The organism is Rugamonas apoptosis, from assembly GCF_014042355.1.
In the GTDB taxonomy this organism is placed as follows: Bacteria; Pseudomonadota; Gammaproteobacteria; order Burkholderiales; family Burkholderiaceae_D; genus Rugamonas; species Rugamonas apoptosis.
On the sequence record NZ_JACEZU010000008.1, the window covers coordinates 297,859 to 311,681 of the forward strand.

At 64.7% G+C, this 13,823-nt stretch carries 20 protein-coding genes; 11 read left to right on the forward strand and 9 right to left on the reverse strand.

Translation table 11 applies throughout. The features are described from left to right. Positions 1-64: 64 nt before the first annotated feature. Positions 65-694, reverse strand: a complete 630-nt coding sequence (locus H3H39_RS17610; RefSeq protein ID WP_182154884.1) for a LysE family translocator — start codon at positions 692-694, stop codon at positions 65-67. Positions 695-880: 186 nt separating this feature from the next. On the opposite strand from H3H39_RS17610, the gene H3H39_RS17615 reads away from it, so the two are divergent. After that, on the forward strand, positions 881-1,429 hold the full coding sequence (locus H3H39_RS17615) for a DUF1444 domain-containing protein (RefSeq protein WP_182154886.1): 549 nt from the start codon (positions 881-883) through the stop codon (positions 1,427-1,429). A 4-nt stretch (positions 1,430-1,433) separates the two neighbouring features. Here the strand turns inward: H3H39_RS17615 and H3H39_RS17620 are convergent, their stop codons facing one another. Beyond that, positions 1,434-1,727, reverse strand: a complete 294-nt coding sequence (locus H3H39_RS17620; protein ID WP_182154888.1) for a hypothetical protein — start codon at positions 1,725-1,727, stop codon at positions 1,434-1,436. A 48-nt stretch (positions 1,728-1,775) separates the two neighbouring features. Continuing rightward, complete coding sequence (locus H3H39_RS17625) at positions 1,776-2,051, reverse strand: hypothetical protein (protein ID WP_182154890.1); 276 nt, start codon at positions 2,049-2,051, stop codon at positions 1,776-1,778. 113 nt (positions 2,052-2,164) lie between these two features. Between H3H39_RS17625 and H3H39_RS17630 the strand changes: the two genes are divergently transcribed. The 4 genes from H3H39_RS17630 to H3H39_RS17645 all read left to right on the forward strand — a co-directional run bounded on the left by H3H39_RS17630 (position 2,165) and on the right by H3H39_RS17645 (position 4,788). Then, positions 2,165-2,743: a response regulator gene (locus H3H39_RS17630; RefSeq protein WP_182154892.1), complete on the forward strand. Its 579-nt coding sequence runs from the start codon at positions 2,165-2,167 to the stop codon at positions 2,741-2,743. A 141-nt stretch (positions 2,744-2,884) separates the two neighbouring features. Beyond that, positions 2,885-3,508 (forward strand): phosphohydrolase, encoded by a 624-nt coding sequence (locus H3H39_RS17635; RefSeq protein ID WP_182154894.1) that lies wholly within the window; start codon positions 2,885-2,887, stop codon positions 3,506-3,508. After that, complete coding sequence (locus H3H39_RS17640) at positions 3,439-3,771, forward strand: hypothetical protein (RefSeq protein WP_182154896.1); 333 nt, start codon at positions 3,439-3,441, stop codon at positions 3,769-3,771. Before H3H39_RS17635 ends, H3H39_RS17640 begins: the two co-directional genes overlap by 70 nt. A 141-nt stretch (positions 3,772-3,912) precedes the next feature. Next, positions 3,913-4,788 (forward strand): PAS domain-containing protein, encoded by an 876-nt coding sequence (locus tag H3H39_RS17645; protein ID WP_229218113.1) that lies wholly within the window; start codon positions 3,913-3,915, stop codon positions 4,786-4,788. Positions 4,789-5,232: 444 nt separating this feature from the next. On the opposite strand, the gene H3H39_RS17650 is transcribed toward H3H39_RS17645, so the two are convergent. Continuing rightward, positions 5,233-5,442, reverse strand: coding sequence for a hypothetical protein (locus tag H3H39_RS17650; protein ID WP_220461589.1), 210 nt, complete (start codon positions 5,440-5,442; stop codon positions 5,233-5,235). A gap of 274 nt (positions 5,443-5,716) precedes the next feature. Between H3H39_RS17650 and H3H39_RS17655 the strand changes: the two genes are divergently transcribed. Next, the gene (locus H3H39_RS17655) at positions 5,717-6,292 is read left to right on the forward strand and encodes a chromate transporter (RefSeq protein ID WP_182154898.1); all 576 of its coding nucleotides are present in this window, start codon (positions 5,717-5,719) and stop codon (positions 6,290-6,292) included. Next, the gene (locus H3H39_RS17660; protein ID WP_182154900.1) at positions 6,289-6,873 is read left to right on the forward strand and encodes a chromate transporter; all 585 of its coding nucleotides are present in this window, start codon (positions 6,289-6,291) and stop codon (positions 6,871-6,873) included. Before H3H39_RS17655 ends, H3H39_RS17660 begins: the two co-directional genes overlap by 4 nt. A gap of 64 nt (positions 6,874-6,937) precedes the next feature. On the opposite strand, the gene H3H39_RS17665 is transcribed toward H3H39_RS17660, so the two are convergent. After that, positions 6,938-7,504, reverse strand: a complete 567-nt coding sequence (locus H3H39_RS17665) for a YceI family protein (protein WP_182154902.1) — start codon at positions 7,502-7,504, stop codon at positions 6,938-6,940. Positions 7,505-7,709: 205 nt separating this feature from the next. Here H3H39_RS17665 and H3H39_RS17670 point away from each other — a divergent pair, with 205 nt between their 5' ends. Further along, positions 7,710-8,888 carry a multidrug effflux MFS transporter gene (locus H3H39_RS17670; RefSeq protein WP_182154904.1) on the forward strand — a complete coding sequence of 393 codons (1,179 nt, stop codon included), beginning with the start codon at positions 7,710-7,712 and terminating at the stop codon, positions 8,886-8,888. An 8-nt stretch (positions 8,889-8,896) separates the two neighbouring features. On the opposite strand, the gene H3H39_RS17675 is transcribed toward H3H39_RS17670, so the two are convergent. Continuing rightward, positions 8,897-9,148, reverse strand: a complete 252-nt coding sequence (locus tag H3H39_RS17675) for a hypothetical protein (RefSeq protein WP_182154906.1) — start codon at positions 9,146-9,148, stop codon at positions 8,897-8,899. Between the two features lie 224 nt (positions 9,149-9,372). Here H3H39_RS17675 and H3H39_RS17680 point away from each other — a divergent pair, with 224 nt between their 5' ends. After that, complete coding sequence (locus tag H3H39_RS17680; protein ID WP_182154908.1) at positions 9,373-9,822, forward strand: RrF2 family transcriptional regulator; 450 nt, start codon at positions 9,373-9,375, stop codon at positions 9,820-9,822. A gap of 35 nt (positions 9,823-9,857) precedes the next feature. On the opposite strand, the gene H3H39_RS17685 is transcribed toward H3H39_RS17680, so the two are convergent. Next, positions 9,858-10,430 carry an SRPBCC family protein gene (locus tag H3H39_RS17685; protein ID WP_182154910.1) on the reverse strand — a complete coding sequence of 191 codons (573 nt, stop codon included), beginning with the start codon at positions 10,428-10,430 and terminating at the stop codon, positions 9,858-9,860. 312 nt (positions 10,431-10,742) lie between these two features. Between H3H39_RS17685 and H3H39_RS17690 the strand changes: the two genes are divergently transcribed. After that, positions 10,743-11,639 carry a biotin-independent malonate decarboxylase subunit beta gene (locus H3H39_RS17690; RefSeq protein ID WP_182154912.1) on the forward strand — a complete coding sequence of 299 codons (897 nt, stop codon included), beginning with the start codon at positions 10,743-10,745 and terminating at the stop codon, positions 11,637-11,639. Then, complete coding sequence (mdcE, locus tag H3H39_RS17695; protein ID WP_182155074.1) at positions 11,639-12,388, forward strand: biotin-independent malonate decarboxylase subunit gamma; 750 nt, start codon at positions 11,639-11,641, stop codon at positions 12,386-12,388. Before H3H39_RS17690 ends, mdcE begins: the two co-directional genes overlap by 1 nt. Before the next feature lie 31 nt (positions 12,389-12,419). Here the strand turns inward: mdcE and H3H39_RS17700 are convergent, their stop codons facing one another. Continuing rightward, the gene (locus H3H39_RS17700; protein WP_182154913.1) at positions 12,420-13,103 is read right to left on the reverse strand and encodes a phasin family protein; all 684 of its coding nucleotides are present in this window, start codon (positions 13,101-13,103) and stop codon (positions 12,420-12,422) included. Positions 13,104-13,305: 202 nt separating this feature from the next. Further along, entirely contained in the window at positions 13,306-13,758 is a 453-nt protein-coding gene (locus H3H39_RS17705) for an SOS response-associated peptidase family protein (RefSeq protein WP_182154915.1), read from the reverse strand. Between the last annotated feature and the right edge of the window lie 65 nt (positions 13,759-13,823).

A 13,823-nucleotide genomic window follows, 5' to 3' on the forward strand; every position in this document is an offset into this window, starting at 1 on the left:
GGCAGCGCGGCATGACGGCTTGATGACATCATGTTGCTTTTTCGATCAGCCCCCCCCGATGCGTTCAGCGCGCCACGATCAGGCGCACGCCCAGGCCGACGAAAATAGTGCCGGCCACCCGGTCCAGCCACAGCCCGGCGCGCGGGCGACGGTTGAGCCAACCACCGACGGTGCCGGAAAAATACCCTAACAGACCGAACAGCAAGCAAGCCTGGGCCGTGAAGATCAATCCCAGTTGCGCCGTCTGCCAGCTCACGGCGCCCCGTTCAGCCACCACGAACTGCGGCAGGAACGACAGGAAGAACAGCACCACCTTGGGATTGATGCTGTTGGCGAACAGTCCCTTGGCGAACAACTTGCGCAGCGATTCATCGGGCAAGGCGCTGCCATCGACCCGGGCGCCGCCCCGGCTGCGCAAGGCGCCGATGCCCAGCCACACCAGGTACAGGCCGCCGGCCAGCTTGAGGCCGCCAAACGCCAGCGGCGACGCCTTGATCAACGCGCTCACGCCCAGCGCGGCCAGCACCGTATGGCTCAGGCAACCGAGCGCGCAACCGAGGCCGAACACCATGCCCTGGCGCCGTCCGCGCGACATGCCCACGCCCAGCACCATCAGGTTGTCCGGTCCTGGCGACGCGGTGATCAGCAGCGCGGCGGCAAGAAAGGCGAAAAATTGTTCTGGAGCGATCAACACGGCAGCGACCTCAGCTAAAAACGAAAAGCGCCATGATACCTTCAGGCCGTCAATCCCTCATAAAAAAGCGGCCACAGCGTCGCGTAATCGCTGTCGAAACGATAATGACTCGTTTAGAATAGGCTGCAGGATGCTTGCCAATCTACAAACGCCCCGCTGCGGCCTCGTGCACGCGCAAGGATAGTCATGAGCGATACGCCCTTCGTCGTCCCCATGCTCAAGCAGCTGGCCAACCCGGATGGGGCCACCACGCTGGCCGGCCTGGCGCCAGCCGACACGCCCGTCCTGCGCCCGTTGGCGGCGGACGTGGTGGTGATGTATGCCATCGACCGTCCCAACCGCCTGGAATACATCACCCATAAGACCTTGGCCATCATGGGCATGGGGCTGGAAGCGCTGCACCAGCTGGCCGTGCGCAACCTGCCCCGCTGCCTGGACCGTATCCAGTTGCACGATTGCGGCGACGGCGTCATCGGCATTTCGGCCGGCGGCACCTTCGAAGCCACCCTGCTGTTGCTGGACGAGCTGTGGCCGCGCCTGGCGCCGCACCTGCCCGGGCAGCCGCTGGCGGCCATCCCCTCGCGCGACCTGATCTTCGTCATCGGTTCCGAGCAGCCGCAAGCGTTCGAACTGATCGCCGCACGCGCCCGCACGGCGCTGGCCGAGCGCCGCCATGCGCTGTCCAATGCCGTCTTCATCCGGCAGGGCAACAGCTGGAGCGCCTATAACAATTGACGTTTCAGGCGCCGCGTACGGCCGCGTCGTTGATCCGCAGCCGGGTACAACCGTCGGCGATGTCGAGCAGCAGGCGGCGCACACCCTCCACCGTCTCGGCCGCCAGCAAGTCGCTGTGGCCGCGCACGATGGCGCCGTAGGGGGCTCCCGCGCCCGGCACGCCCGACGCCGGCACGTAGGGCGCGAAATACGGCCCCAAGCGGACAATGTCCACCCTTACCGGCGCCGGCCCCGCCAGCAACTGGTGAAACTGGTATTCATCCATCATCGGCAGGGTATCGCCAGCCAGTGTGCTCATCATCATGCTCCCGGAAAGTGTGGCTGCAAGCGCGTGGATACGGTGGATTCAGGCGCAGTCCGCGCCGCGCCACAGATGGAAGTGGCCGGCCCATAAATCCGCCTCGAACGCCGCCAACCACAAGCCCTGAGGGTCGAGCCGGTAGCGCCGGCAACCATGCAGGTACAGCACGCGCACCGTGCGCTGCCCACCCTCGCCGCCCGGAAACCCCAGTGGGTCCGCCGTCACCAGAAAGCGCTCCGGCCGCAAACCGTGCCGCCGGCACAGGCTGGCGAAACGCACGCGTTCGCACGGTACCAGCTGCCCATCCTGCAATGTCTCCATGGCCACTCCTGTGGTGTCGATGCCACTTTATTAACAAGGAAAACCGCATTGCCTATTGCCAATCTAGTCCAAGCTGTCTAACCTGTCAAACACGACTTAACTGACGGAGCATCATGGAAAACGAGGGACAAGACGTATTGACCACGGGGGAAGCGGCGCAACTGTGCGGCGTCAATTTCCGCACCGTGTTGCGCTGGATAGACCGTGGACTGTTGCAAGCGTACAAATTGCCAGGCCGCGGCGACCGCCGCATCACGCGCGCCGCCTTGCGCAGTTTCATGGCCGCACATGGCATCCCGGAGCGCGACGCCCCACCGCCGCTGCCGCGCCGCGTGCTGATCGCCGACGACGAGCCGGCCATGGCGCGCGCCATCGAACGGGTGCTGCGCGGCGCCGGGTTCGAGACGGCCATCGCCGCCAACGGTTTCGAGGCCGGCGCACTGCTGCCCACCTTCCAGCCGGGCGTGTTGACGCTAGACTTGCGCATGCCCGGCATGGACGGACTCGACGTATTGCGCTTCCTGCGCCAGGCCACCCTGCCCAAGCCATTCCGCACCCTGGTGATCTCGGCCGACACGGAAGACCGGCTGGCGCAGGCGTTGGCGCTGGGCGCGCATGGCGTCCTGCGCAAACCGTTCGACAACGCCGAGCTGGTGGCGTCCGTCGAGCGGATGTATTTGGCGGAAAGTTAATAAAACAATAAAATTGCAACAACTCCCCCACGAACGCTGACCGCCCCGCCACTACCAAAAAGCGACAGGCCAGCACGCCCGGCGCGGCCCCGGTGTACGATGGTGGCGTGACGCGACGCGGACACGGGAAAGGATGCACAGATGGGCCGCGAAACTCGCGCCTGGGTACGCATGCCATCGGGCAAGCGCCTTGATTTACTCGATCCCACGCCCCTGGACTGGGAGGACACGGACCTGGCGCTGGGCCTGGCCCGCACCTACCGCTGGGGCGGCCATTCGCGCTGGAACCTGCCCTTGTCCGTGGCCCAGCACTCGATCACGGTGATGCTGCTGCGGCGCGCCATGGCGTCCACGCCGCTGGCGCCGGAAGTGGAGCTGCGCGAACTGATCCATGACGGCGACGAAGGCTTGATCGGCTTCGACTGCCTGAGCCCCCTCAAGCCCTTCCTGGGCGAACGCTTCCAGCAACTGAGCCAGCGCCTGCAGGATGCCGTATTCCAGCGCTACGGCCTGCAACGGTGGCCGGCCCAGGAATTCATCCTGCACAAGCGCGCCGACCGGGTGGCCGCCGCCAGCGAGGCCGTGCATGTGGTGGGCTGGTCGGAGGAAGAGGTGCGGCGCACGCTCAAGATCGTCGAACGGCCGCTGGAGCACGACCCGCTGCTGGCCCAGTATGGCGGCACGGCATGGGAACCATGGCCGCCCTTGCTGGCGCAACAGCGTTTCCTGGAGGAACTGCAACGGCTGGTCGCCGCCTGCCGGTGACGGGAATACCACACGGCGCACCTGTTTTCTCAACTTTGGCGGCTAAGCAGGTGTTTACCAAGCGTTTTTCACAGATATCCACATCAACTGTGGATAACGTTGTGGGTAACCGCCACTTGACAGCCCGGCAGGCCAGTATTGGCGCGGGTTTCAACAAAATGCCCATTCCACAGGCAGAAAAAATTATCAATAAAATCAATAGCTTACGCTTTGTCAAATTGGGACGCACGGCAAGTTTTCAAGTTGTCTCAAAATATTTTTAATGCAAGCTGGAAATCTTTCGCCCCGCCGCCGGGAATCCTTTGACAAAACAGCGGGGCAGGAATAGTGTCACTCTAACTGCCGCATTGCACAGGCGTTGCAGTACACTACGCGCCCTTCCTAGACTTGCCGTGAGAAATTGCATGGACGTGAATAACGACGACTCGACAAACTGGATGATCGAGGACGAGGTAGCGCCGCACCAACCAGCCGCCGCCCAGGCGCCTGCGCCATGGCGCGTGCTGATCGTGGACGACGACGTCGATGTGCATGTGGTCACCAAATTCTCTCTCAGCAATGCCTGCTTCATGGGCCGCCGTATCAGCTTCCTGCATGCCTACAGCGGCGAGGAGGCGCTGAGCACCCTGCGCGCCAACCCCGACGTGGCGCTGGTGCTGCTGGACGTGATCATGGAGACGAGCGACGCCGGCCTGCGGGTGGCGCGCCAGATCCGCGACGCGCTGGGCAACCACCTGGTGCGCATCGTGCTGCGCACGGGCCAGCCGGGCCAGGCGCTGGAACACAGCATCATCCTCGATTACGATATCAACGACTTCTGGTGCAAGACCGACCTCACCACGCGCAAATTGTTTACCACGGTGATCTCCTCGCTGCGGGCCTACGCGGGCCTGGAAGCGGCCGAGCAGCGCAACCGCGCGCTGCAATCGGAGCTGAGCCAGGCGCGCCGCCTGCTGGCGGCGGTGGATCAGCATGCGCTGATCATGACCGTCAATGCGGCCGGCAAGATCGCCGACGTCAACGACAAACTGTGCGCCGTATTGCACTTCGCGCCAGAACAGTTGCTGGGCCAGTCGCCCCGCATTTTGCATGCGGCGCCCTTCCCCCAGGACCAGTTGAGCGACGCGCTGCAAGCGCTCAAGGATGGCGAAGCGTGGAGCGATGTGGTGACGGCCTACACCAGCGAAGGCCAGCCCCTGCGCCTGCGCACCACCATCATGCCGGCCCTCGATGCCGGCGGCAAGACGGAGGCCTATGTGGCCGTCGCCAGCCTGATCTGAACCAGCCGCCCGGACCCAACCACTGTTCAGGCATACAGTAGTGAACTGCTTTCATTTTCGCTCAACTTTCCCTGTACTTGCCTGCATCTTGCCGGCATTGTGACAGCGGCCCACGCTAAGTCGCGGATTGTTAAGCACTTTTTCGGATATCCACAATGACTGTGGATATCTTTGTGGACAAGCCCCTCTTGACAGCCCGAAAAGCCTGTAATGGCGGGCCCTTCAACAAACTGCCTATCCAGCAGGCAAAAAATTACATCAATAAAATCAAACACTTAGAAAGTCACCAATTGTCACCATGAAAGTTACCGCAAAATATCTTTCGCGGCCGTTTTGTGTATAACTGGATGATAGCCCCGCTGGCCCGGGACCAGGGACGGATGAAGCAGATCCAGCCCGGTGGAAACTTCACTTACCGGGCAGGAATGCCAGGAGGATAGCGGCTCAATGGCGCGGTTTTCGTCGCTGTTCAGGGTGCAATAATACTCGTTCGATGATGTGCGACTGGACGTTGTTGGACTTCAAGTATTCGATCGCGCACATGGTGTTGAAACTGGCTTGCACCAGGATGCCGCGGTCGACCACATCGCGGCAATGCTCGTCGGTTCTCGCTTGATACAGGTCAGCAGGCACGGGCGGTTCTGTGGGTTGCATGCTTAGCACGTTCATCGCAATCCTCTGTTCGATTGTTGAATGGCGGCCAGCTCCTCATCTGACCGGGCGCCTGGCCGGCTGCCAGAAACGAGTATTGGCCATGGCACGCCAAAGTCAATGTCAGCTTCCCATCGTGAACGAATAAAAAGTTTTTCCGGCACCACGCGCCAGCTTTCGCGTTTTGTGCTAAATCAAAGGTAGTCGCTGCGCCAGCGGCCGGGGTCGTTTGCAACTGTGCCGCACGGCAATTTAGCGGCCATGCCATAATGACGGCATGAGCACCCCACCTGTGCCGGAACGGCCCCGCCCCACATCCCTGACCGATTTGTTTGTGTCGTTTACCGTGCTGGCCCTGCAGGGCTTTGGCGGTGTGCTGGCCGTGGTGCAGCGCGAACTGGTGGAGCGCAAGCGCTGGCTGAGCCAGGAGGAATTCATCGAAGAATGGGCCGTCGCGCAAATCATGCCCGGCCCCAACGTGGTCAACCTGTCCATGATGATAGGCGGGCGCTATTTCGGCTTGCCCGGCGCCATGGCCGCGCTGGCCGGCATGCTGACCGTGCCGCTGCTGCTGGTGCTGCTGCTGGCCCTGCTCCACTCCCATTTCGCCAGCCATCCCGGCGTGGCCGGCGCGTTGCGCGGCATGGCGGCCGTGTCGGCCGGCCTGATCGCCGCCACCGGCCTGAAATTGACGGCGGCCCTGCGGCGCCATCCCTTGCCGCTGACCTGGTCGCTGCTGATCGCCACGCTCGGCGTGGTATGCGTGGTGCTGCTCCACTGGCCCCTGATTTACACGCTGGCCTTGCTGGGCGGCCTAGGCTGCTGGCTCACGTACCGGAACCTGCGGCCATGAACGCGCCCCTGCACCTGACGCTGGACTGGGCCGACTGGCTCAACCTGTTTGGCCACTACCTGATGTTGTCGCTGATGTCGATTGGCGGCGCCATCTCCACCACGGCGGAAATGCACCGTTTCCTGGTGGAAGAACACCACTGGCTGACCCAATCGCAATTCAATGACTCGATCGCCATCGCCCAGGCGGCGCCGGGGCCGAACGTGCTGTTCGTGGCGCTGATGGGCTGGAATGTGGGCCTCAACGCCGGCAGTTATATGGCCGCCCTGGCTGGCGTGGCTATTACAATGACGGGCATCATGGTGCCCAGCACCACCATCACCTACCTGGCGGCGCGCTGGGGCCACCAGAACCGCGAGCTGCTGGGGGTGCGCGCCTTCAAGCAAGGCATGGCGCCCATCGTGGTGGGTTTGATGGTGTCGGTGGGTATTATCCTGGGCAGCGCTCACCGCGATATCGCGCTGGACTGGTCGCTGTGGCTGCTGTCGGTGGTGGCCGGCATCCTGATTTGGCGCACCAAAATACATCTGCTGTGGCTGCTGGCGGCGGGCGCCGTGCTGGGCTGGTTCCAGCTGGTGTGAACGCTCAAACCGCTCAAACAAACAGGGCGCCACCTGGGCGCCCTGTCCTGGCGAACTGGTCCGCTTATTCCTTGATGGCTTCGACGGCGAAGGTCAGGGCCACGTCATCGCCCACGTAAGGGGCGTATTTACCGGCGTTGAACTCGGTACGCTTGATCTTGGCGACGGCGTTGGCGCCACACGCTTCCTTCTTCATCATCGGGTGCGGCATGCACATGAACGACGTCACCGTCAGCGTGACGGGCTTGGTCACGCCTTTGATGGTCAGGTCGCCATCGACGGAGGCGAGCTTGTCGCCGTTAAAGTTGAACTTGGTCGACTTATAAGTGATCACGGGATATTTGGCCGTGTCGAAGAAGTCCTCACCCTGCAGGTGGCCGTTGAAGGTCGGGTAGCCCGTGTCGACCGATTTGGCATCGATCGTCACTTCCACCGAACCCGTCTTGGCCGCGCGGTCCAGCACGATCTTGCCGGTGGTGCTGTTAAAGCGGCTCAACTGCGTCGAAAAGCCGAAGTGGCTGTATTCGAAGCGCGAGAAGGTGTGGGTGCCGTCCATCACGAAGGTTTCCGGGGTGGCCGAGGCGGCCAGGGAGAAACCGGCGGCGAACAACAGGGCGACAAGCTTTTTCATCTGAAACTCCAGGTAGCGGTGGTGAGCGGCCAGGATGGCGCAGCTCATGTGTGACACAGATTATGCGATTATTGGGATTCGATGTAAAACGCAAAATATCCCCCATTATTATCGAAAAAATCGATCGTAGGCAGAAAGCGGCCGTGCGCCTACGGACTCAGCGGAGCTGACGTAAAATACCGCTCCAACGAACAAGAACGACGCCATGCATATCCTGCTCACCTTGCTGCTGGCCGGCCTGACCATGGTCGGGCCATTGGCAATCGACACCTATCTCCCGTCTTTCCCAGCCATTACCCGCGATTTCGACGCCACCCCGCTGGCCATCCAGCAAACGCTGAGCCTGTTCATGTTTTGCTTCGCGGCCATGATGCTGTTCTATGGCACGCTGTCGGACTCGTTCGGCCGCCGCCCCGTGATCCTGGTGTCCTTGCTGCTGTATATCGGCGCCTCCATCGGCGGCGCGCTGGCGCCCACGCTGGGCGTGCTGCTGGTGTGCCGCGCGCTGCAGGGCTTGGCGGCCGGTGCCGGTTCCGTCGTGGGGCGCGCCATCGTGCAAGACCGCTTCGAGGGTGCCGAGGCGCAGAAAATCCTGTCGCACGTGATGATGGTGTTCGGCCTCGCGCCCGCCATCGCGCCCGTGCTGGGCGGCTGGCTGCAGGTCAGCCTGGGCTGGCGCGCCATCTTCTGGTTCCTGGCCGGCTTTGGAGCGCTGATGTTCGTCGCCGTCCAGCGCGCGTTGCCGGAAAGCTTGCCGCGCCAGTCACGCCACCCGTTCCACCTGGGCGCGATCGCCGCCAACTACTGGAAAGTGCTGTGCCACCGCCAGTTCCTGCTGCTGTCCGTGGCCATCGGCCTGAGCTTTGGCGGCTTCGCGCTCTACATCGGCTCGGCCGCCTATTTCGTCATCGACATCCTGCATTTGCCGGAGACAGCCTTCGCCTGGCTGTTCGTGCCGCTCATCAGCGGCATGGTGGTGGGCTCGGCGCTGGCCGCCAGATTCGCTCACCGCTACGCGCCACGCACGCTGATCTGGCTCGGCTACGGACTGATGGCGCTGTCGGCGCTGGCCAACGTAGGCTACAACTATTTCTATCCGGCCGCCGTGCCCTGGGCCGTGCTGCCGATGTTCGTCTATTCATTCGCGCTGGCGCTGGCCATGCCGCCGCTGACCATGATGGCGCTCAACCATTTCCCCGACAACCGGGGTCTGGCCTCGTCCATGCAATCGTTCGTCCAGATGCTGTTGTTCGCGCTGGTGTCGGGGGTGGTGGCGCCGCTGCTGTTCGACAGCGCCTTCAAACTGGCTTGCGGCGTCATGGCCGGACTGGTGGCCAGCCTGGTGGCGTGGATGCTGGGCCGGCCGCCGCGCGCGCCGCACTGACGGGCCGCTCAGGGCCAGGGAGTGGGCGTCACATCCTCGTACTGCGGGCCGCCTTCGGACGGCTCCCGCACATCCCGCCCCGGCACCGGGTGGCGCGCGTCGGCCAGGGCCAGGATTTCCTTGCGCGCCTCCACGAAATCGGCGCTGGAGAGGGGATGCTGTGCGTCGGGCCAGTTTTCGATGGCCCATTGCTGCAACGCCTCGAAGCGGCGCCACAACTCGCCGACAAACTGCCGGCGCTGGTCGCTATTGTCCATCATGCCTCCGCTTGTGATAACGGCTCAGTATGTGGCAAGCTGTCTGCTTACCGGTTTGATTACCGGTCAGCTTGCCTGTCTGTCTGCTGGGCGCGCCACCACGAGGGGCGCGCCACTGCGATCATCATACTGCAATCGCCCCCCGATTTCCCTGGCGGGCCAGCCAGCAAGTAAAATAGCAATCTGCAAGGGGCGCCGCCAACCGCCCCGCCACCACGGAAATGACGATGCGACTGACTTCCTTCACCGATTACACGCTGCGTACGCTGCTCTACCTGAGCGCCCATCGGGATCGCCTGGTCACCATCCAGGACATCGCCGACGTGCATGCGATTTCGAAGAATCACCTGATGAAGGTGGTGTACCAACTGGGCCAGTCCGGCCTGGTGGAGACGGTGCGGGGACGTAACGGCGGCTTGCGTCTGGGGCGCGAACCCAAGGACATCAACATCGGCCAACTGATCCGCGACACGGAAACGGACTTCTACATGGCCGAGTGCTTCGACCGTGACCACAACACTTGCCCGCTGACGGGCGATTGCCGACTCAAGTCCGCGCTGGGCCAGGCCACCCGCGCCTACCTGGACGTGCTCGACCGGCTGACCTTGCAGGACATGCTGCCCGGCGCCGCGCCGTCGGCCGAAGGCGTTCCCGTCATCCTGCAGCGCCGCCCCTGATCTGGCGCGGGCGGCGCCGGCGCCAGCGCCCGTCCCTACCCTTCCCCTGCCGTAGCCTCGACCCCGGCCATACGGGGCGCCGGCGCCTGCCCTTCCAGTACCGCTTTCAGGCGCCGCAGCGCCTCGGCCGATTCGGCCGTCACCTGGCGCCGCACCCGCAACTGGTCAGCCAGCAGGAACAACAGATTGGGCCGCGCGTAATCGAATTCGCGCTCGAACAAAGTGCCGCCCTCCACCGCCGTGAGCCGGTAGCTGACCTTGCCGCTGCCACCATCCTCGATCTTGCCGGCGATGGCCCAGCGCTCCGGCACCTGGCGCTGCACCACCGTCCAGCGCACCCGGCCCTGGTAGCCGGCCACGATGAAATCCTCGTCCACCACTTCGCCCACCCGCAGCGAATGGTCGGTCGCCCCCGCCACCGCCAGCGAGGACGGATGCCAGCGCGGCCAATTGCCCGGCGTGGTCACATAATCGAACACGGCGCCCGGACTGCGGGCGATCACGGCGCTGCTGCGCACCGCGCCCGGCGGCAACGGCAACGGCGCCAGCAGCACGGCGCCCACCACCACCAGCAGGACCACGCCAAACACGGGAACGCGCCTCATCATGCCTCCTCTCCTGTTTACCGGATGGCGCCGGCACGCGCGACCGCCGCCGGCGATGCCGGCCGCGTTGCCTCATTATAGCCACGCCGCGCCCCACTACCGCTGGCCATCCGTTTTCGATTATGCTGAGCGTGGCCCGCCGGCGCGCATGCCCGCTGCGCGCCTCGTCCAGCACCGTCAACCCAACCAGATCCAGCCAGCCATGCACGCACCGCGTATCGATCACCTGCTGCACACTTGCCGCACCGCCCGCCCGCGCATGGCAGCGCGCGCCATACCAGGAACGGCACCAGAAGCGGCATCAGGAGCGGCGCCATGAGCAGCTACCAGGCGGCGAGCGCGCACGAGCGCCTGCACGCCCTGTTCGACGCCGGCAGCTTCCAGGCGTTCGATGCGCCGGAGCAGCACATGGCCAGTCCCCACCTGGCCCAATTCAACATCCCGGCCCAGCCCGACGACGGCGTGGCCGTGGGCCGCGCCAGGCTGAACGGAATGACCGTCTACACGGCCGCGCAAGAGGGACGCTTCATGGGCGGCGCCGTGGGCGAAGTGCATGGCGCCAGATTGACCGGCCTGCTGCGCCGTGCCGCGCGCGACCGGGCGGCGGCCGTGGTGCTGCTGATCGAGTCGGGCGGCGTGCGCCTGCATGAAGCCAACGCGGGATTGATCGCCATTTCCGAAGTGATGCGCGCCCTGCTGGCCGCGCGCGCCGCCGGCGTGCCGGTGGTGGCGCTGGTGGGCGGAGCCAACGGCGCCTTTGGCGGCATGGGCATCGTCGCCAGTTGCGCCAACGTGGTGGTGATGTCGGAACCGGCGCGGCTGGCCATGTCAGGCCCGGAAGTGATCGCCAGCGCCAACGGGACAGCGGAATTCGATCCGCGCGACCGCGCGCTGGTATGGCGCACCACGGGCGGCAAGCACCGCTATCTGCTCGGTGATTGCCAGATGCTGGTGGCCGATGACATGGCGGCCTTCCGCCAGGCGGCCCAGGACGCCATCGCTTCCTGCGCCGGCGCGCCGGTGGAACTGACGCTGGCGGCGCTGGAACAGGAACAGCGCCTGCTGGCCGCGCGCATCGAACGCTTTGACCAACTGCGCGATCCGGTGGACATCTGGCAAGCGCTGGGCATGCCGGACGCGCAACACATCCCCGCACTGGAGACGCAAGCCTTCATCGAGGCCGCAGCGCCGCACCGGCTGGGCGTCGCATGATGGCGTGGACCGCATTGGTGGCGGCCCTGTTCCCGCAAGGGCACGCGATCACGGAGCAAGACGACTTGCTGAGCGGCGTCGCGCAAGTGGATGGCGGGACGGTGGCTGTCATCGGCACCACGCGGCACGCCAGCATCGGTGTGGAGCTGGCGCTGGCGCAAGCCCAGGCCGTACTGCGCACGGTGCGCGAAGCGCCGGGCCGGCCCATCGTGCTGCTGGTCGATACCCAGGGTCAGCGCCTGCGCCACCGCGATGAAATGCTGGGCATCCAGCGCTACATGGCGCACCTGGGCAAATGCCTTGAACTGGCCCGCCAGCGCGGCCATCGCATTGTCGCGCTGGTGTATGACCAGGCGCTGTCGGGCGGCTTCGTCAGCAGCGGCCTGATGGCCGACGCCTGCTACGCCCTGCCCGATGCCACCATCCGCGTCATGGCACTACCGGCCATGGCGCGCATCACCAAGATGCCGGAGGCAGTGCTGGCTGAACTGGCGCATAGCAATCCCGTCTTCGCGCCAGGCCCAGAGAACTACCTGCGCATGGGGGGCCTGGAGGAAATATGGCGCGGCGATCTGGCCACCGCGCTGGCCAAGGCATTGGCCGAAGCGCAGCCAGCCGACCACCGCGCCGCGCTCGGCCAGGCGCGTGGCGGGCGCGCCTGCGCCCAGCCTGTGCTGACGGCCGTGATGGAAGCGGGCCGGGCCGCCCAGAATGAGCGTGCCCGGACCGTCAGGCCGCGCCGATACTAACTGGCGGGTCTGGTCAACGCGCTAATCAGACTCAGGTTTCCTTGCGTGCACCCGGCTTACCGGCGCTGGCTGGTGGCGTGCCCTGGTGCATGCCAGGAGCGGACGAACTACCCTGCTGCATGCCAGCGCCCGCCGTGCCGCCGCCCTGCATGCCCGACGACGACTCACGCCCTTCCATGCCGTCGCCATGGGCGCTCTGCAGCGTGGACGAGCCCCGCATTTCATTGCCGCGCGCCGCCTGGCGCATGCCTTGGTCGGCCAGGCGTTCGAACGGATCGGTGAACTTGCGCATGGCGTCCTGCTGGTTGCGCACGGTCTTTTCCGTCTCTTCGGTCGCCACGCGCGCCACCTCGTCGGCCAGGGCCTTGGCGGTGCGGCTCGTTTCGGCCACATGCTCCTCGGCCACCTTGGCCAGGTCCACGTGGGTGTCGGCGGCGATGCGCGATACATGCTGCTGATAGGCGCGCAGCTTTTCGGCGGCCGGCTGGGCGTGGGCGGCTGCCGCGGCCAGCACTTCGGTCGGACGGTTGGCCGTCAACATCTGCTGGCCTGCCACGCTGCCTTCCTCAAGCATGGTCTGGGCCAGTTGCAGGTTCAGGTCGCTGTACTGCTGCATGGTGCGGAACAGGGATTTGGACATGTCGTTAAAGTACGACAACTGCGCCTCCAGGTGAGTCTTGGCGGCGGGGGTTACGGTTTGCTGGAATGGATACATGAATGCCTCGAATAGTGTAAGTGACGGGAGGTGAAATTGCGGAATACCCGCTTGCTGCGGAGCATTCGGCAGTCGAACGGCCTAGCGATTCGCGGCTGGTGCGCGAAAGACAAGGCTACGTTAGCAGCACCTGCAAGGCATGATCTGGATCAAACGTGTGGGCCTTTCGAAGCGCCACCACGGCGCCTACCGGTCACACGTTTTATAGCGGCAAGGATAATTGCGGCGCCGGTACCGGCTGAGGCTCTGGTGCGGCCCTGGTGGACGCTGGCACCGGCGCCAATGTCGCCGGTTCCCAGGCGAAACAGTCCGGCCCCAGCGCCAGCGCGCGCGCCAGTTCGGCCGCCTGTTCGGGCGACAGGTCCGGGTCCAGCCAGGTGGCCGCGTCGGCCGCCTCCAGCACCAGCGGGCTGCGGTCGTGCACATCCACCATGCCGCCGCGGGAATCGGTGGTCAGCAGCACGAAGCCCGTTTCCGACGGATGGGCGCCGGCCGGCGCGAAGCTGGCCAGCGCCAGCATGAACAGGGGCGCGCGGTCCTTGCGATGGATATGCCAGGCCTGGCGCTGGCCCTTCTCGCCCGTCCATTCATACTTAAGTGCAGCTGATATAGCAACCGATGACCTATTGAGTAGCCATATGCCTGGCCATCTCATGCCGACGATGCCGACTTAATTCATTAAGTCAATAAATATGTCAATATAGCCCGTGAACCCTGCTT